This window comes from Maridesulfovibrio sp. (genome assembly GCF_963677005.1).
Lineage (GTDB): Bacteria > Desulfobacterota > Desulfovibrionia > Desulfovibrionales > Desulfovibrionaceae > Maridesulfovibrio.
Window position 1 is genome coordinate 4241334 of the sequence record NZ_OY781616.1, and the last position, 17277, is coordinate 4258610.

At 49.9% G+C, this 17277-nt stretch carries 15 protein-coding genes; 10 read left to right on the top strand and 5 right to left on the bottom strand.

Features of this window, described 5'->3' with window-relative positions:
• Window positions 1-145: 145 nt before the first annotated feature.
• Complete coding sequence (locus tag ACKU4E_RS18725; protein ID WP_320172587.1) at window positions 146-3604, top strand: response regulator; 3459 nt, start codon at window positions 146-148, stop codon at window positions 3602-3604.
• Between the two features lie 58 nt (window positions 3605-3662).
• Window positions 3663-4586 (top strand): diguanylate cyclase, encoded by a 924-nt coding sequence (locus ACKU4E_RS18730; protein ID WP_320172588.1) that lies wholly within the window; start codon window positions 3663-3665, stop codon window positions 4584-4586.
• A 441-nt stretch (window positions 4587-5027) separates the two neighbouring features.
• Here ACKU4E_RS18730 and ACKU4E_RS18735 read toward each other — a convergent pair whose 3' ends face one another.
• The 4 genes from ACKU4E_RS18735 to ACKU4E_RS18750 all read right to left on the bottom strand — a co-directional run bounded on the left by ACKU4E_RS18735 (window position 5028) and on the right by ACKU4E_RS18750 (window position 8915).
• Window positions 5028-5846 (bottom strand): SDR family oxidoreductase, encoded by an 819-nt coding sequence (locus tag ACKU4E_RS18735; protein WP_320172589.1) that lies wholly within the window; start codon window positions 5844-5846, stop codon window positions 5028-5030.
• A 30-nt stretch (window positions 5847-5876) separates the two neighbouring features.
• The gene (locus tag ACKU4E_RS18740; RefSeq protein ID WP_320172590.1) at window positions 5877-6983 is read right to left on the bottom strand and encodes a radical SAM/SPASM domain-containing protein; all 1107 of its coding nucleotides are present in this window, start codon (window positions 6981-6983) and stop codon (window positions 5877-5879) included.
• A 442-nt stretch (window positions 6984-7425) separates the two neighbouring features.
• Window positions 7426-8175 (bottom strand): hypothetical protein, encoded by a 750-nt coding sequence (locus ACKU4E_RS18745; protein ID WP_320172591.1) that lies wholly within the window; start codon window positions 8173-8175, stop codon window positions 7426-7428.
• A 422-nt stretch (window positions 8176-8597) separates the two neighbouring features.
• A complete protein-coding gene (locus tag ACKU4E_RS18750; RefSeq protein WP_320172592.1) occupies window positions 8598-8915 on the bottom strand; it encodes a TusE/DsrC/DsvC family sulfur relay protein in 318 nt (105 codons plus the stop codon).
• Between the two features lie 465 nt (window positions 8916-9380).
• Between ACKU4E_RS18750 and ACKU4E_RS18755 the strand changes: the two genes are divergently transcribed.
• From ACKU4E_RS18755 to gmhB, 8 genes are all read left to right on the top strand, one after another.
• Complete coding sequence (locus tag ACKU4E_RS18755) at window positions 9381-9665, top strand: hypothetical protein (protein WP_320172593.1); 285 nt, start codon at window positions 9381-9383, stop codon at window positions 9663-9665.
• Window positions 9666-9883: 218 nt separating this feature from the next.
• Window positions 9884-10543 carry a phosphohydrolase gene (locus ACKU4E_RS18760; RefSeq protein WP_320172594.1) on the top strand — a complete coding sequence of 220 codons (660 nt, stop codon included), beginning with the start codon at window positions 9884-9886 and terminating at the stop codon, window positions 10541-10543.
• Entirely contained in the window at window positions 10509-11417 is a 909-nt protein-coding gene (locus ACKU4E_RS18765) for a D-alanine--D-alanine ligase (RefSeq protein WP_320172595.1), read from the top strand. The genes ACKU4E_RS18760 and ACKU4E_RS18765 overlap by 35 nt, the downstream gene beginning before the upstream one ends.
• 61 nt (window positions 11418-11478) lie before the next feature.
• Entirely contained in the window at window positions 11479-12756 is a 1278-nt protein-coding gene (locus tag ACKU4E_RS18770) for a glycosyltransferase N-terminal domain-containing protein (protein WP_320172596.1), read from the top strand.
• A 137-nt stretch (window positions 12757-12893) separates the two neighbouring features.
• A complete protein-coding gene (gene kdsB / locus ACKU4E_RS18775) occupies window positions 12894-13637 on the top strand; it encodes a 3-deoxy-manno-octulosonate cytidylyltransferase (RefSeq protein ID WP_320172597.1) in 744 nt (247 codons plus the stop codon).
• Window positions 13634-14758 carry a glutamine-hydrolyzing carbamoyl-phosphate synthase small subunit gene (gene carA / locus ACKU4E_RS18780; protein ID WP_320172598.1) on the top strand — a complete coding sequence of 375 codons (1125 nt, stop codon included), beginning with the start codon at window positions 13634-13636 and terminating at the stop codon, window positions 14756-14758. The genes kdsB and carA overlap by 4 nt, the downstream gene beginning before the upstream one ends.
• 30 nt (window positions 14759-14788) lie before the next feature.
• Complete coding sequence (locus tag ACKU4E_RS18785) at window positions 14789-15595, top strand: tetratricopeptide repeat protein (RefSeq protein WP_320172599.1); 807 nt, start codon at window positions 14789-14791, stop codon at window positions 15593-15595.
• Window positions 15596-15687: 92 nt separating this feature from the next.
• Window positions 15688-16221: a D-glycero-beta-D-manno-heptose 1,7-bisphosphate 7-phosphatase gene (gene gmhB / locus ACKU4E_RS18790; protein ID WP_320172600.1), complete on the top strand. Its 534-nt coding sequence runs from the start codon at window positions 15688-15690 to the stop codon at window positions 16219-16221.
• Between the two features lie 25 nt (window positions 16222-16246).
• On the opposite strand, the gene ACKU4E_RS18795 is transcribed toward gmhB, so the two are convergent.
• Window positions 16247-17277, bottom strand: a 1031-nt coding sequence (locus ACKU4E_RS18795; RefSeq protein ID WP_320172601.1) for a phenylacetate--CoA ligase, incomplete at its 5' end; no start/stop codon positions are given.

The window sequence follows — 17277 nt, forward strand, 5'->3', positions numbered from 1 at the left end:
ATGGCCCCTGATTGTCTTTTCAGATTTGTCGATCAGGGGATTAATATATTTTTGAGTTTCCTTAAAACAGGTTGCAACCGTTGACTGATCAGCCGGGTCCCGAGCGACTTTGCAGCAGCCGTTCTTTCTTAAAAGGATTTGATTTATGCGTATGCGAATTTCTTTCAAGCTGGCTCTGGTCTTTTTTCTTTTTTCCACCTGTGCCTGCGGTCTGACTTCCTACGTACTGTATTGCACTGCTTCCGCTAAAGTGATGGAAGATATTCGCCAGCGTCTCGGGGATATTGTTGCCATTGCTCCTCAGATTGTCGATTCCCAAATCCATGAAAAACTTCAGCAGCCCTCCCAGGAAGCAGGCTCGGACTACATGATAATCAAGCGTGCTTTGCAAAAGGTGCGCGATGCCTCTTTGGATATCCATTTTATTTATACCATGCGCCAGAGTGCGGACGGGCAGATTGTGTTTGTCGTGGACGCCGAGGAAAATTCGGAAGATATGGCGCATCTGGGAAAGGTTTACGACGAGGCCAGTCCTCTGCTGAGGCAGGTGTTTACTTCGCGCCAGAACAAACCTCGCGTGGAGGAGCAGTGCTACACTGACCAATGGGGAACATGGCTGTCCGGCTATGCTCCCATTTTCAATGCCAAGGGAGTAAGGGTCGGCGTTCTGGGGGTGGATATTTCTGCGGCCAAAGTAGCTGCATACAAACGTGAATTCATGAAGAAGGCCCTGAGCGTCTTCGGTCTTCTGCTTCCGTTATTCCTTCTTGCCGGCTATTGGGTCGGGCGGCGTATTTCGTTGCCTATCGTGGCGGCAAAAGAGGGAGCTGAACGCATCGGCAGCGGCGATCTGAATGCACGGATTCATGTCAGCTCCGACGATGAACTTGGTGTACTGGTTGATTCCATGAATCGCATGGCGGAAAATCTTGGCAGAAATCGGGACAAGCTTACCGAGGTTATGGAGAAATACCGTTCCATTTTTGAAGGAGCTGCGGATGGTATTTTTCAGTCTTCGCCCGATGGTAAGTTTGTAACCGTCAACCCGGCCATGGCTGATATTCTGGGATATGCTTCGCCGGAAGAAGTTATGGAAAACGTTACGGATATGTCCACCATGCTCTATGCAAGGGCTGAAGATTATGAAAGGATCGTCAGGACTCTGGAACTGGAAGGACAGATCAAAGGGATGCAGACTCGGTTTTTGCGCAAGGGCGGCAGCACTGTGGACGTGGAACTGACGATTCTCATGCGGCGTCTGCAAAACGGTATGCTGCTGGAGGGCATGGTCAAAGACATTACGCAGCGTCTGGCCAGGGAACAGGCCGAAAAGGACCGGATGGCGGCGGAGGCTTCCAGTTCTGCGAAAAGTGAATTTCTGGCCAACATGAGCCATGAGATAAGAACACCCATGAACGCGATAATGGGATTTACCGATCTCATGCTGCGGGGAGATATTGAGGAGAAACAACGTATTACTCTGGGCAAGATCAAGGGCGCCTCGCAGACCCTTTTAGCAGTAATCAATGACATTCTTGATTTTTCCAAAATTGAAGCCGGACGTATGGAACTGGAGGTCACGGATTTTTCACTGCATGAGACCATGGCCAATCTGAGTGAAATGTTTTCCCAGAAAGCGCATGAGCGGGACATCGAGTTCATGGTGTCCATTGCCGAAGGAACACCGTCCGCCTTGTGCGGTGATCCGGTTCGGTTGGGACAGGTGCTTATCAATCTGCTGGGTAATGCGCTTAAGTTCACGGAAAAAGGTGAAGTGGTCGTGGAAGTACGCCCGGCACGGGAGCAGCCTGCGGATGATGAGCATGTGATGCTTGAATTCGCTGTGGTGGACACAGGCGTCGGCATTCCCAAAGAGCGCCTCGGTTCCGTGTTCGATTCTTTCAGCCAGGCCGATACGAGCACTACACGTAAATTCGGCGGAACAGGGTTGGGGCTGACCATCTGCCGCCAGCTGACGGAACTTATGGGCGGAAGCATTCACGTGGAAAGCGTACCGGGACAGGGCAGCCGTTTTGTGTTCACAGCCTGTTTCGGCCGTCAGCCGGAAGACAGAGAGCTTCGCCTGAGTGCGCCCAAGGATTTGCGCGGTCTCAAGGTTCTGGTGGTGGATGATAACGAAACATCACGGGAGATTCTGGTATCGGCGATCAATTCATTTCAGATGGAGGCGGCAACCGCAGCTTCCGGGCAGGAAGCCCTGCAGGCCATGCAGAAGGCCTCTCCTCCTTTTGATCTGGTGCTTATGGACTGGAAGATGCCAGGCATGAACGGTCTTGAAACTGCGCGGAATATCAAGGAAAAACTGAAGCTGAACAAGGTGCCCATCATCTGCATGGTTTCTGCTTACGGGCGCGAGGATCTCCTCCGTCAGAGCGACAGGAATTTTCTGGATGCCTTTCTGCATAAACCTGTAAACCAGTCGTTTCTGTTTGACTCGATAATGGAACTTTTCGGCCACAGTGAAGCTCTGGTAACGGAGCGGGAACGCAAAAATGAGACCTCAAGAACTCCTGCCCATTTAAATGGAGCTAAAGCCCTTCTTGTGGAGGATAATGCCATAAACCGCGAAGTGGCGCGGGAATGGCTGTCTTCTGCCGGGATTATTATCGAAGAGGCGGATAATGGCATTCAGGCCATTGAGCGGCTCGAAGCCATGGCCGAAGCCGGAGAGCTGCCCGATGTGGTGCTTATGGATATCCAGATGCCGGAACTCGACGGTCTTGAAACTACTCGCAGGTTGAGGCGGGACGAACGTTTTGCGGCTTTGCCCATAATCGCGATGACAGCCCATGCCCTGAAAGGAGACCGTGAGAGGTGTCTTGATGCCGGTATGGACGACTATGTGACCAAACCGATTGATCCGGATGCGCTGTTCCAGGCTTTGGGGGCCCGTGTGTCTGATAAAGGCGGGATAGTCGCGCAGGAACAACCCGCAGTCGTTGCCGCGTCTGAGACAGGGGACGCAGAGGCTCTTGCCGAATTGAATCTCAGCGGCGTGGATGTGGAGGAAGGATTGTTTCGGTGCAATAGCAATGCAAGGCTGTACCGCCGGTTACTTGGTTCCTTTCTGGTGGATTACGCCGGGGCTGATCGTGAAATTGCCCGGTTCGTTGAAGCAGGTTCACAGCCCGATGCTCATCGCGTAGCCCATTCGGCCAAAGGAATGGCCGGTTCGCTCGGCGCCCGGCGTCTTCAGGCCGCAGCCCTTACTCTTGAAACCGCAGCCCGGGAAGGTCAATTGGAAACCGAAGGTCCGGCCTGGGACGAATTCGTATCTGCTTTGACGGAAGTGGCTGTCAGTCTTGATCAGGCTGGATTCGGCATGTCTTCTCATGATAGCACTCCCGAAAAGGAAGAGGGCAGCAGCGTTATCGGCAGGGAAGAACTGGTACGGCATCTGGATGTGCTGGAGCGGGCTCTGGACGATGACCTTGATCTGGCTCGAAATCTGGTTGAAACAATTCGGGAAGCTGTTAATTCAATAACCGGCGGGGATGAAGGGACCAGACTGGGCGAGCACGTGGAAAATTTCGAACTTGACGAGGCTGGCGAAGTGCTGGGCCATGTGCGCGAGTTTCTGTGAACCTTGGCCGATAAAATACCAAGCATTTGAAGGGCAATTAAGTGGGGAGCATATACTGATGACCATAGACGACGCATCGCGAAGCGAGCGGCAGAAAATATTAGTGGTGGACGACAGCAAGCAGAATCTTGAATTGCTTATGGATTTATTCTGCAAGGAATACAAGATCGTGGCGGCTCTGAACGGCGAGCGGGCCCTCAAGCTGGCGCGGACAACACCGCACCCGGATTTGATTCTGCTGGACATAGTCATGCCGGATATGGACGGATATGAGGTCTGCAAACGGCTTAAAGAGGATGATTCCACAAAAGATATTCCGGTTATTTTCGTTACTGCCGTGAGTGAAATAATGGATGAAACGCGCGGTTTCGAAGCCGGCGGGGTGGATTACATCACCAAGCCGTTTCACCCGCCCATGGTCAAGGCCCGCGTGCAGATGCATCTGGCTCTGAAACGCAAGCAGAAGCTGCTTGAGGAGTATGCGTACCTTGATGCCCTGACGGAGATTCCCAATCGCCGCCATTTTGACAATGTCCTGCGCAAGGAGTGCAATCGTTCCCTGCGTTCCCATCAGGGACTGTCACTCCTCATCATGGATATAGACGATTTCAAAGGCTACAATGACGGGTACGGACATGCCCAGGGTGATGAAGTGCTGCGCAGGGTGGCGCAGACTTTGTCGAAAGCTTTGCGCCGGGCCGGAGATTTTCTGGCCCGTTACGGCGGAGAAGAATTTGCAGCAGTGCTGCCTTATACCGATGCGAAGCTGGCCGTGGAAACGGCAGAGGATCTGAGACGGGAGATAGAATCGCTTGGGATCATGCACAAGAGCGGAGGCGGGGCTCTGACTATTTCTCTCGGAGTGGCTTCGGTTCCTCCGAACAAGGAGATCTTTCCTGCAGAGCTTCTTGAAGCCGCAGATAAGGCCCTGTACAAGGCAAAGGACGGCGGCCGCAACCGCGTTGAGTCTGTTACGCTCTGACCGGTTACTTGTTTTTAACATTCGCGTATATAAAAATGTTCGGCCGGTTTTCCCGATTGAGTTCCGGGAAAACTGGCCGTTTTAATGGGGCTTTTTCAGCCTCTGTTCGTTACATGGATGGCGTTAGGCATCTGCTACATGAGGTGGGATAAAAGGCAATTACTCTATAATCCACATATCCCATTCATGGGTCAGGTTACGCAATTTCAACGCAGAGAAATGTCCGCACATTTCCTGGACTGATCCCAGTATTCCAAGTTGCTCGAAGGTAAACTTATCGTCCGCGCTCCCCTTGGCAACAGGAGGAATCGGGGCAGAACCGTATTCTTGAACTCCTGATAAAGGACAGGCACTACCGGTCCGTGGTCCCATGCTGCAGCCTGCTCTGCAAAGAGAGGTTCCCCGGTCAGTTCACCAATACGCAACTCTTTGAAACGCTGCTTACCACGCAGTCCAGCCGCCATCGACAACCAGATTGGTTCCATTAACGTAGCTTGAAGCATCCGAGACAAGATACATAATCGCACCCACTATTTCATGGGATTCAGCCATTCTCCCCAGAGGAACTCTGTTGCCGTAGTTCTTCATAAATTCCTCATTTTGCCCAGACGAAACACCACCGGGAGTCACTGTGTTTGTTCTTACTCCTTTATCTCCCCAGTATGTGGCCAGATATTTCGTCATGCTGACCACTGCTCCTTTGGTTGCAGAATAGACAAGGGGGGTATTTATGGCACCGCCCACGTCTTCGTACCACGATCCTTCGTAGATACGCTGGTCAGGACCTGCAATCCCATAAATTGACGAAATATTGATGATGGTTCCCTTGCCGTCCCTTGCCATTCGGGAGCCTATTTCCCTTACAGTTAGAAATATAGCGGTCATATTTACATCAACCACCGCCTGCCAGTCCGCGAGGTCATATTCCTCCAGAGAAGCAAAATATTTTTTTGATTTAAAGGCCGCGTTGTTGATAAGCGCATCGACTTTTCCGAACTCCTCGTAAAGGTCTTTTCCCCATGATTTTACCGAATCCTCACTTGAGACATCAAGATTGAATGCCTTGGCCCTGCCGGGATATTGCTCATCAATTTCAGCGACCAGCTTGCCGGTTTTTTCGCAATTCCGGCCGCCGACAGCAACTATGGCACCTGCCTGAGCCAGAGCCTTACAGAAAACGGCACCCAATATGCCAGTTGCCCCCGCAATGGCGACAACCTTATCTGTCACATCGAATAGACGATTGTAGTCTGTGACCATAACACATTTTCCTATTTGAGTTTTTGCCGGTTATTCAGAATCGCGATCGCTGTAAAAATAGGACAAAAGATTAAGGTCGCATTTTTCATGGCACATAAAATTTTGAGGATAATCCTTTGACATATGAAGTTTTCTGAATTCGTCAAATTTTTTACCGTTCCAGATTTCTTCCAGACTCTGTTCCATGACGTTTCCAAAAGTCCATGTACAGTTTATATCCTGAGTGCAGGGAACAACATTCCCATTATCCATGATGGTGACAGAGGTCCATGGAAATTCACAGTATTGTTTCTGGTAGTGGCTTTTATTACTTGCTTCTGCAGCGGTCTTGGCTTCAGCTTTTTCTTTTGTCTTGAGGAGCCATTGATTGTCTATACTTTTACCATAGGCATACACATCCTTATCTTTCCAGAGATCAATGAATGAAGGAAGCACAGCGGGGTCGCCGCTCATGTCGAGCATGGTCATGACAATTGTTGTTTCAGCCTTCATATCTTTCTTTAGCTTAAGGACCTCAAGAACTTTCCGGTATGATTCAGTAAAGTCGGCCGGACCTCCTCGGATTTTTCTGGCAACATCGTCATCTAGGCTGTCCATGGCAAACTTGATATGGCTTACTCCGGCCTCGAAAAGTTTTTTTATGAAAGGAAGTTTTATATTGCAGGGATTTGCGGAAAAATAAGAGTTGATGTTCTTTTCTCTTAACATTGCAACCCGCTCGGGCAGGAGGGGATCAAGAAGAGGCTCTCCAAAACCGTGCAGGGTAACTCCGTTGGCAACGACATCAAAATAAAAGTTGTTCTCGGATGGCTTGGAGTCGGTGCGCAGATTGCTGTCCACAAACCGCTGCCAATCTTCGAATTGAGTTGCGGGCATTGCGGGCATTTGCTCTACTATGCGCTGGAAGACCTCCATGCTCATGTGCGAAGGCTTGCGCTGCATGTCGGTAGTTCTCTGACACATCACGCACTTCATATTGCAGTAACTTGTGGTTTCAATATTGAAAACCATCGGTTGTCTTCTACGCAGTCTCTCAAACTCATCAAAAATCTCATGCCAATCAAGGGAATTCTTTTTGCCGGCAATTATCTGCTGTTTCAACTCATAGGTCTTTTGAAAAAACTGAGTATCGTACATAGCTACTCCAAAACTATTTTCATTAAATTTATGATAATCTAGATTTTTATTACACAACAGCCTGCGAGTAAAGCCAGGGTCAGGCAATTATCCTGACCGGGACCTTTTATTTAAAACAGAGATAATGAAGGATGGTTAAAACTTGATCCGGACTGTAAATAAAATATGAATAACTGCTTATCAACATGCCTCGAGACAGGAAAGCGAATAAGGGGCATTGTTTCTGCTCAGTTCAGTTGTTATGTTTTGTCTAGCCCCGCTTTGAGCTCCCTGACAGACGCCGGTTAGCCCGATTTTAGATTGGCAGACCTGTCTGCAGGCGCGGCCTTTTTGGGGAAAAAAAGAGGGTGGCCTTAAAAAAGTGAGTATGATTTTGCAGAAGGATCATGTTAAGTCTATTTGTATGTGATGAGTTTCAAATTGCCAAGCAGCCCTTCTCATTTTAAACAAATGTATCCACATTTTCTCCAGTGCCTGATCCTTTTGCTTCTGGAGCGTTATCAGCAGCCACAGATGATGTATCAGCACCTGTTGGCCTACCTTCAACTAATGCTGAATCAGAATCAACCTCTTCATCAGCATTTGTACCTGCGGCAGACTGATCCGAATTCTCAGCTATTTTTTCTTCTATTTTTTCTTGAATATTTTCCTCAGCCTCCTTCGTTTCGACAGCTTTCTCTTCCTGCTTTTCTTCTACTACTTCTTCGGTGCGTTCTTCGATGTCCTCAATAATTTCTTCTACTTCCTTCTCAAGCGCTTCTTCCTCCATCTCTTTACCCAGCTTATCATGCGCATCAAGACCCTTTTTCTCAAATTCTGCTGCCGCTATATATTTAGCGTCTATAGGCGCAATTCCAGATTTTATCAGATCGTCTGTGAACGCCATACGGTTATCAATAAGATTGACCATAAAACTACCAAATTTGGTCATTAAACTCTGGTTGCTCTTCATACCATTTAAATTCAGCAGACTGTAGTTATCGGTATCATTCGCTCCATCAGCATGAACAAAACTACCAGCCATCATATTTAAAGGTCTTGCACTTAAAGTAATACGATCTGTTTGTTTTTCAGGGGTTCCAGCTTCTGTTTTTGTATCCTGTGTCTGCTCTGGTAAATCTTCTTTTTGGTCTTCTATGTTAGCGACATTAACTTTCATTAAATTTATATTAGCACCCGATCTAATCTTCATAGTAGACCTCCGTACCATGCTTATACACACTATTATCGGATGACTTTATAAAAGCTTTAGCTAAATGTTACAAAAAAATAACAACACCTTTTCATGAAACGATTCGAATATAAGCAAAGAAGGATCACCTCCTGGTGTTACCTGCCCCGCTGATATACGCAGGCTCGATCTGCTTGAGGGTGTAAGACCTGTCCTGCAAGCGCGTCTTTCATTTTGGAGAGATAAAAGGTGGGTGACTTTTAAAAAAGCGGGCGCACAGACTGGGACGGGAAAGAAGCACTCAATACAACATACTGACAACGCGGTAATAAATATAAAAAAACCCCGGAGCCGATCCCCGGGGTTTTTCTGACTTTGGAACAAAAACGAAACAGCCACCGTGGCCATTCCGTATCTCACAAACTGTAATTAACGGTCTAAAACTAAACGCAGCCGGTAGGTTTGGGCAGACCAGCCATTTTACAAGCTCCCTTACCGGGTCCGGAGGGGAACAGTTCGTAAATGTGTTTCAGTTTGTAACCGGTTACTTTTGAAAGGATGCGGACCATAGGTGCGATACCGTTCTTCTTGTAGTAGTCCTGCAAGAAGTCGATAACCTTCTGGTGCTCATCGTTCAGATCTTTGATGCCTTCGCTTTCTTTAACGAAGTCTACCCATTCGGGACACCAGTCTTCGAACTTGAGCAGGAAACCGTCTTCATCAACGTCAAAGCTTTTGCCCTGATATTCAACGAGTGCCATGTAAAACCTCCTAAAAATTAATCGTAGAAACGGCCAGGCCGTTTTACCATACAGGCTCCAGTGACTTTCCGCGAAATACATTTTCGGGAAAGTCTCTCACTTACCCAAATTGGGAATTAAAACCTAGGGGAAAAAAATTCAAGGAAAATATTGAGCTAGTCGAAACATTTCATAAAAAATGAATGCTCGTACAGTTTGATGAGTCCGCTTTTTTCAAGCTGTAAGACTGGATGATTGAGGCGCTTGTCCGTTAACGGGGAAATGTTTCCGATGTGTTTCCTAATGTTAGAGATATTCGGCCATTGAAATAAACAGGAGTGCACTGTTTTTTGTCTTATGGTTCGAAAACAAATGTTTAGTGGGCAAAAATGACCGTTTATTTTTATTAATATTTTGAAATATAGATATTTTTTTCAAAAGGTATGGAAATTGTATCTGTTTGGGGACTAACCAGGAGGAAACAAAATGGAAATCAGTTTTGCAAGAGAAGCGTCCGGCGTGCATGCCAATACAAGTGAGAATATTGCCAGGGAAAAAAATGTCCGGCCTGAAACCCGCGAGGCCCGTGCGGACACTGTTTCCGGCGGAATAGTTGCAGGGTTGCGCGCAGCTGATGCTGATCCTGATGAACTCCTGGAAAAGACCATGGAAGCCGGTGCTGCGGGTAATTCAATCAGTGACGCACATGATTTCAATATGTCCCGGATAATGGCACTTCTTTCCGATCCTCTATTGCAGGAAGATATTTGATCTCCGAAGTTCCTGGAAAAAACTGCTCAAGTTTTTGACATTTTTCCGGTCATACAAGGTGTAACGGCCTTTAAACACAAGCTCTGCTTCCCGGCAGAATGTATGCGCCGATGCGAAAGGCAAAGCCCCGGAATTCTTGTTTTCGGGGCTTTGCCTTTTTGTTCACAAAGTGCTAATATAAGAAAGTTAAAGTTCGAAACAGGTCGCAATAAATTCCTATGGACAAAATCAAACTGAAAAAAATACCGGAAAGACCTTCCCCCGGCTATCCCCCCATGCAGGCATCACTGCAGCCTCCCCCTCCGGTGAGAATCGACCCTTCATGGCCTGTTCCCTCCGCTGACGAGTGTATCTCCTGGTGGGATGATTATTCAATGCTCGAAAATATCAAGGCCCACAGTACGCAGGTGGCCAAGGTGGCCGTTCAGGCAGCTTTTATGGCCGAAGAGTCCGGGATTGATGTGGATGTTCCCACCATACAGGCTTCTGCCCTGATGCACGACATTGCAAAGAGCTACTGCATTCACCACGGCGGCAACCACAGCCAGCTCGGCGCAGCATGGACCATGCACCTGACCGGTAATCCGGCTGTATCCATGGGGGTGCTGCATCACGTATTCTGGCCGTTCGAGCCGGAAGCGGATAAATATTTTCTTCCTCTGGTGGTCAGCTACGCCGATAAACGCGTAATGCACGACACCCTTACTACTCTCGATGAAAGATTCGGTGACCTGAAGGTCAGATACGGGAAAACCGAAAAAATTATCCAGAGAATACATCAAACATACGAGCAGGCCCTCGTCCTTGAGGAACGGCTCGGTAAGCTGATCGGAGTAGACCTCAATGCATGTTCTTTTGATAGCGGGCGGCTGGTCTGATGAACGCGACGTTTCGCTGAGCGGGGCGGAGGGCATCCACACCGCTCTGCTCGAACTCGGGCATGAAGTGGAACGACTGGACCCTGCAAGTGATTTTCCGGAGATTTTAACCCGTGCCGGAAATGCCGATTTCGCTTTCATAAATCTGCATGGATCGCCCGGTGAAGACGGCCTGATCCAGGCCATGCTGAATCAGGCGGGCTGCCCGTATCAGGGAGCCGGACCGGAAAGTTCTTTCCTGTCTTTGAACAAAGGGGCGGCAAAAACCGTTTTCGACCGCAATGGAATCCGCACTCCCCGCTGGGAACTGGTCTGTCCTGCTGACGGATGCAGGGGCGTGGAAAAAATCAAGCCCCCTCTGTTCATCAAGCCCAATTCAGGCGGTTCCAGTCTGGGGATGACTTTCGCAAGGACGGAAGCGGAACTGGCGCAGGGGATTGAAACCGTGTTCGCAATGGGCGACAGCGCCCTGGTCGAGGAGTACACGGCCGGGATTGAGGTCACCTGCGGAATTCTGGATGAGGAAGCTCTGCCGCTGATTCTCATCACTCCTCCCGACAGCGCTGAATTTTTCGATTACCACAGCAAATACGCCCCGGACGGGGCGGAGGAAATATGCCCCGCACCCATACCCGCTGATATCACGAAAGAGATTCAGCGGATAACCTTGAAGGTTCACAGGCTGCTCGGGCTTGCGGACTACAGCAGGGCCGATTTCATAATATCAGAAGGAGAGCCGTATCTGCTGGAAGTGAATACACTGCCAGGCATGACCCCCACAAGCCTTGTCCCCCGGGCCGCCCGGGCCGCGGGGTATTCGTTCAATGACTTGATAGCGAAACTCATTGAACTGGGGCAGAGGAAGCGGAAGTAATTTTAACACAGCGGGACTGCCGGTGCGGCGGACCACGGAACGGAAAAGTCAGGATCACCACATGTCAAAATCCCTCAAATTAAGGACAGCCTCATTTCTTTACGGCCTCGGCTGGAAGGCAGCCATTCCCTTTCTCAAGCGCAGTGAGAGATTAAGGGAGGGCTTCGACCGCAGGACTTTGAAGCACAGTCTTCCTCCCCGTGCTGATGTCTGGATTCAGGCGGCTTCAGCCGGTGAGTCCCGGATTGTGACAAGAATCATGGATGCCATTTCCATGGATCGTCCCACAAGGTTTCTGCTGACCACCACCACTTCTCAGGGGCTTTCCGAGCTTGAACGCACAGCACGTCGGCTTACTCCCAATTTCAGGAATATTTCCCTCGCCTGCACATATTTCCCTTTCGACAGTCCGGATCTGGCCAGGAAAGCTCTGGAGGCCGTGAAGCCGAAACTGGTAGTCCTGATTGAAACAGAAATCTGGCCCGGCTTCCTCTCTGCCTGCAAGGATTGCGGTGTAAAGGTCCTGATCATAAACGGACGCATGACCACTAAAAGTCTGGCCGGATACATGGCTTTTGACAATTTTTTCCGGTCTGTGGCACCGGAGGAAGTTCTGGCTATTTCAGAAGATGATGCCACCCGCTTTCGGACTCTGTTCGAAACCGACAAGATAGGGACCATGCCCAATGTAAAGTTTGATGGAACGATTACCGCGGAAGCGCTTCCCTACACTGCCAACCCGCTTTCATCTATTTTCCGTCCCAAGACACCTTTTATCATTCTCGGTTCCGTCCGCAAGGAAGAGGAATCCCAGGTCCTGAAAGTTGTGCAGGGATTAAAGGCGGAGCGGCCAAAGACCGTGATAGGGCTGTTTCCGAGGCATATGCATCGTATTGATGCCTGGAAGTCCATGCTTGAAGAAGCCGGACTTCCCTGGGTACTGCGTTCCGAGATAGAGGGTAATGCTCCCTTCGGGCACGTGGTGCTCTGGGATGTTTTCGGAGAGATGGATTCGGCCTTTCCTCTGGCGCGGGCTGCGTTTATCGGCGGGTCGCTGGCCCCAGTGGGCGGACAGAATTTTCTTGAACCTCTGGCCCACGGCGTAACAGCCATCATAGGTCCTTACTGGTCCAATTTCACCTGGGTCGGTGAGGGGATCTTCGAATCCCGGATGGCCAGACAGGAAAAGGATTGGCAGTCTGTTCTGCAGGCCTTGCTTGAAGTAAGCAAACGGCCCATGAAGCCTGAGAAACTCAAGAAGGATTTTGAGAAGTATCTTGGAGAAATGCGTGGCGGGACGGCGGCCGCATGTGCGGCAATCAAACGCAATCTGGGATAGCCTCGGTATTTTTTTATTTTTGCCTCGAATGTAATCAGATTTTCGTGGTAAAGCATGATTGCGATGCCGGGAAGATGTCGGCTATGCGCTCTTTTTCAGACTTGAGTACCCGTTTTTTAGTGAGGATTTAAATTCAGATGAGCATTGTGTACGGTTGCTACGGCGTCATCCCCGCCCGGTATGACTCCAGCCGTTTTCCCGGAAAGCCGCTGGCCGAAATCTGCGGCAAACCCATGTTCTGGCATGTCTGGAATCGTGCTTCCAGGTGTCCTGAAATGGACAGGGTGGTACTGGCCACGGACAGCGAGTTGATAATGGAAGCTGCGGAAAAGCACGGAGTTCCGGCAGTGATGACCTCGACCGAGCATACCAGCGGCACGGACCGTGTTCTGGAAGCGGCGCAGAAGCTGGGACTGCCCGGAGATTCTGTGGTAGTGAACATTCAGGGAGATGAACCCTGCCTTGCTCCTGAAATGCTTACGGAATTGGTCAGCCCGTTTGCGGAGGCCCATGTAAGGGTAACAACTCTGGCTTCGCCTATCAGTGCCGTAGCGGCAGCCAGCCCCGACAGGGTGAAAGTTGCGCTTGCAAAAGACGGCCGGGCGTTATACTTTTCCCGCTCACCAATCCCATATTCCCATGATGGAGACGGGAATTACCTACTGCATATCGGACTGTACGGTTTCCGCATGGAAGCCCTTGAAACCTTTGCCGGCATGGAAGTTTCTCCGCTCGAAAAACGCGAGCGGCTGGAACAGCTCCGACTGCTGGAAAACGGAATACCCATCCACGTCACAATCACAGGCCACTCCTGCCACGGAGTCGACCGCCCTGAAGACCTGGATACAGCAATAAAGATTCTTGAGAGGGAATTAATATGAAAGCCATACTGGCACTTGAAGACGGCACCTGGTTCGAAGGTTCGTCCTTTACCGGTCCCGGCGAATCCGGCGGAGAAGCTATCTTCAACACCGGCATGACCGGATATCAGGAAGTCCTCACCGACCCCTCCTACACGGGACAGATGGTCTGTATGACCTATCCTCTGATCGGTAACTACGGAATTACGCAGGAGGATATTGAATCCTCAAGAATTCATGTAGCCGCGTTTATAGTGAAGGAATGCTGCAAGCATCCCTCAAACTGGCGTTCCGTAAAATCCCTGCCTGAATACCTGCAGGAGGCCGGGGTCATGGGCATTGAAGGTATTGATACCCGTGCTCTTACCCGTCACCTGCGCATCAACGGCGCCATGCGCGGAATCATTTCCACAGAAGAGAGCGATCCTGCCAAGCTGGTGGAAAAGGCAAAACAGCTGCCGACCATGGAAGGCCAGAACCTCGCAGATAAGGTTACTTGTGAAACCTGCTACGCCTGGGCAGATGACAAACCTGTTCCTGTGGATGTTTCTTCCGGCTACAAATGGAAAGGCAACGGACCGCGTCTGGTGCTTGTGGATTACGGCCTTAAATGGAACATACTGCGTCTTCTTGAAGAGCAGGGTTTTGACGTCCTTTCCGTGCCTTCCAATTATACCGAGGAGCAGATCAGGGCTCTTGGGCCTGACGCTATTTTTCTTTCCAACGGTCCCGGCGACCCTGCCGTTCTGGACCTTGCGGTAAGCAATGCCCGTTCTTTCTGTGAAGACCTCCCGGTTGCAGGTATCTGCCTCGGGCACCAGATTCTGGGGCTCGCACTGGGCGGAAAGGCTTTCAAACTGAAATTCGGTCATCATGGCTGTAACCACCCGGTTATGGACATGGAAAGCAGTAAAATTGAAATTTCTTCTCAGAACCACGGGTTTTGCGTTGACATTTCCGACTGTTCCGATCTTAAAATTACCCATAAGAACCTGAACGATGAAACCCTTGAAGGATTCGCGCACAAGACCAAGCCGATCATCGCAATCCAGTTCCATCCGGAAGCAGCTCCCGGTCCGCACGACAGCTGTTACTTCTTTTCCAGATTCCGCACTCTGGTAAAAGAAGCCACCGGAAAATAGAAGCGGAGCAACTAAAAGTCGGAGACCAAGATGTCCGGTGAACTTACAAATGCGAGAAAGAAACTGTCCGGTATTACCTCTCTGCTGAAGCAGCAGAAAGCAATGGCTGCCGTTCAGGCCGTTTACGATGCCGTCCTTGTAATACTCAAGGGCGGGCTCATGAAGTCGGAGCGGGAAGAGTTTCAGGAACTGCTGGAAAATACCGTTCACATTTTGAACAGTGATAAAAAGCTCAGGGAAGACTACCCGCTTATCATCAACTACACCCGTGGTGATGAGAAGTCATTGCTTGAAACTCTTAGAGAGATTCTGCAGGAACTGCAGAAAAATGTGAGCGCCAATGCCCAGCAGTTGCTTGCTGCAATGGAAAAGAAGAAAAGGGATGCTCTTGAAAAAGGGCAGGCCCTGATTGAGCAAAACAAGGTTTCCGAGGCCCAGAAGCTTTTCAACAAGCTTATCCGTGAGTTCAAGGATGATACGGAGCTGCGGGCTGAAATCGCCGATAAGTTCATCAAATCCGGACTTTACAACGAGGCTCTTGAATATCTGGAACAGGCTCTTGCCAATGATCCGGATGCTATTTTCCTTTATAACCGTATCGGCATTGTTCTGCGTAAAATGAAGGATTTTGAAGCTGCTGAAAAATATTATCTGAAGGCATTGCAGATAAACGACAAGGATGAATACCTTTATTTCAACACCGGTCGACTGTACTATGACTGGCAGAAATGGGACAAGATGGCCGAGGCTGCGGAAAAAGCGGTCGCTATAAATCCCGGTTTTGCAGAAGCTGAAAAAATGCTCAAGTTTGCCATGAAAAAAATAGGCAAGGCATAGCCTGTACGATACAGACTGCAGTGCCTGCCGGAAAAGAAATTACAGGGAGGAGTCCGCATGTGACTTCTCCTTTTTTTATGTCGGAGAAAATAATGAAATATGTACTGCTGGACCGTGACGGAACCATAATTGTGGACACCCATTATTTAAGCGATCCGGAAAAGGTGGAAATGCTTCCCAACGCATTTGAGGGACTCAAAAAGCTTTATGATGCCGGATTCGGTCTGATAGTCGTTACCAACCAGTCCGGCATAGGGCGGGGATATTATCAGGAATCGGACATGCATGCTGTAAATGCGCGCATGGAAAAACTGCTGGCTGAAAGAGGGATTGAACTCTCGGCCATATTTTTCTGTCCGCACGCACCGGATCGTGAATGCGGATGCCGTAAACCGGCCCCCGGGATGTTCGATCAGGCTGTAGAGCGGTTCGGCATGAACCCGCAGGAATGCTACGTTATCGGCGACAAGATCTGCGACATTGAACTCGGGCGTGCCCGGAATGCGAAAAGCATACTGGTCCGGACCGGCAAAGGTGCCGCTGAAGAATCCAAATGCGCGGATTTGGCAACTTACGTGGCCGATGATCTGCTTGATGCCGCCAAATATATCATGGGCCGGGGATAATCCGCCGGCCTAAATCTTCAGTCTGCTAACCCCGTTCGTCGAAAACTCTTTTGGTCTTCCCGAAACTTCTGGGCAGCTGGCCCGGCTTAAGTATTTCCACTGTTGAGCGGACAAGGATGAATTTGCGAATATCATCGCAAATTGACTTTGCCAGATTATCATCATTACTTTCCGAAACACCCGGCTTGCGTTCCACCCGCACTGTCATGTGGTCCAGACCGTCTCTGCGTTCCAGATATATCTGGTATTCGGAACTTGCTTCAGGAAATCCTTCCATCACGGAGGCGATCTGTCCGGGATAGATGTTGACTCCCCGGAAAATGAACATGTCGTCACTGCGACCCGAGATAAGGTCATGGCGCGGCATGGAGCATCCGCAGGAACATTTACCCGGAAGCTTACGGGTCAGGTCGTGGGTGCGGTAGCGAATCAGGGGTGAAGCTTCCTTGTGCAGGGTCGTCACCACCAGTTCTCCTACCTCGCCGTCCGGGACCGGTTTCAAGGTGACCGGGTCGATGATTTCAACGATGTACTCGTCTCCCCAGTAATGTATTCCCTCATGTGCCGGACACTCAACCCCGGCTCCGGGCCCGTATAGTTCGGTCATGCCGGAGATGTCATAGCTGGATTCAAGGCCGAGAGCTTCTTCAAACTGTCTGCGCATTTTAGGTGTATGTGCCTCGCCACCGAAAATGCAGCGTTTCAGTTTCAGCTTGTCGGTAATACCGGCTTTTTGAGCTTCTTCGCCGAGCAGCAGAGCCATTGAAGCGGTAGAGCACAGGCAGGTGACCTCAAGATCGACCAGTATCTGCAACTGTATTTCAAGCATGCCCGGTCCTACAGGAACAGTCATGGCCCCGAAGTGTTCCGATCCCAGCTGAAAGCCTGCCCCGGCCGTCCACAGACCGTAACCGACGCATATCTGGACCCGGTCCAAAGTACTCAACCCGGCGAGTTCGTAGCAGCGGGCAAACATGTTTTTCCAGGTATCAAGATCTTTTTGCGTATAGGAAAGTATCTTGCGTTTCCCGGTTGTCCCGCTTGAACCGTGGATGC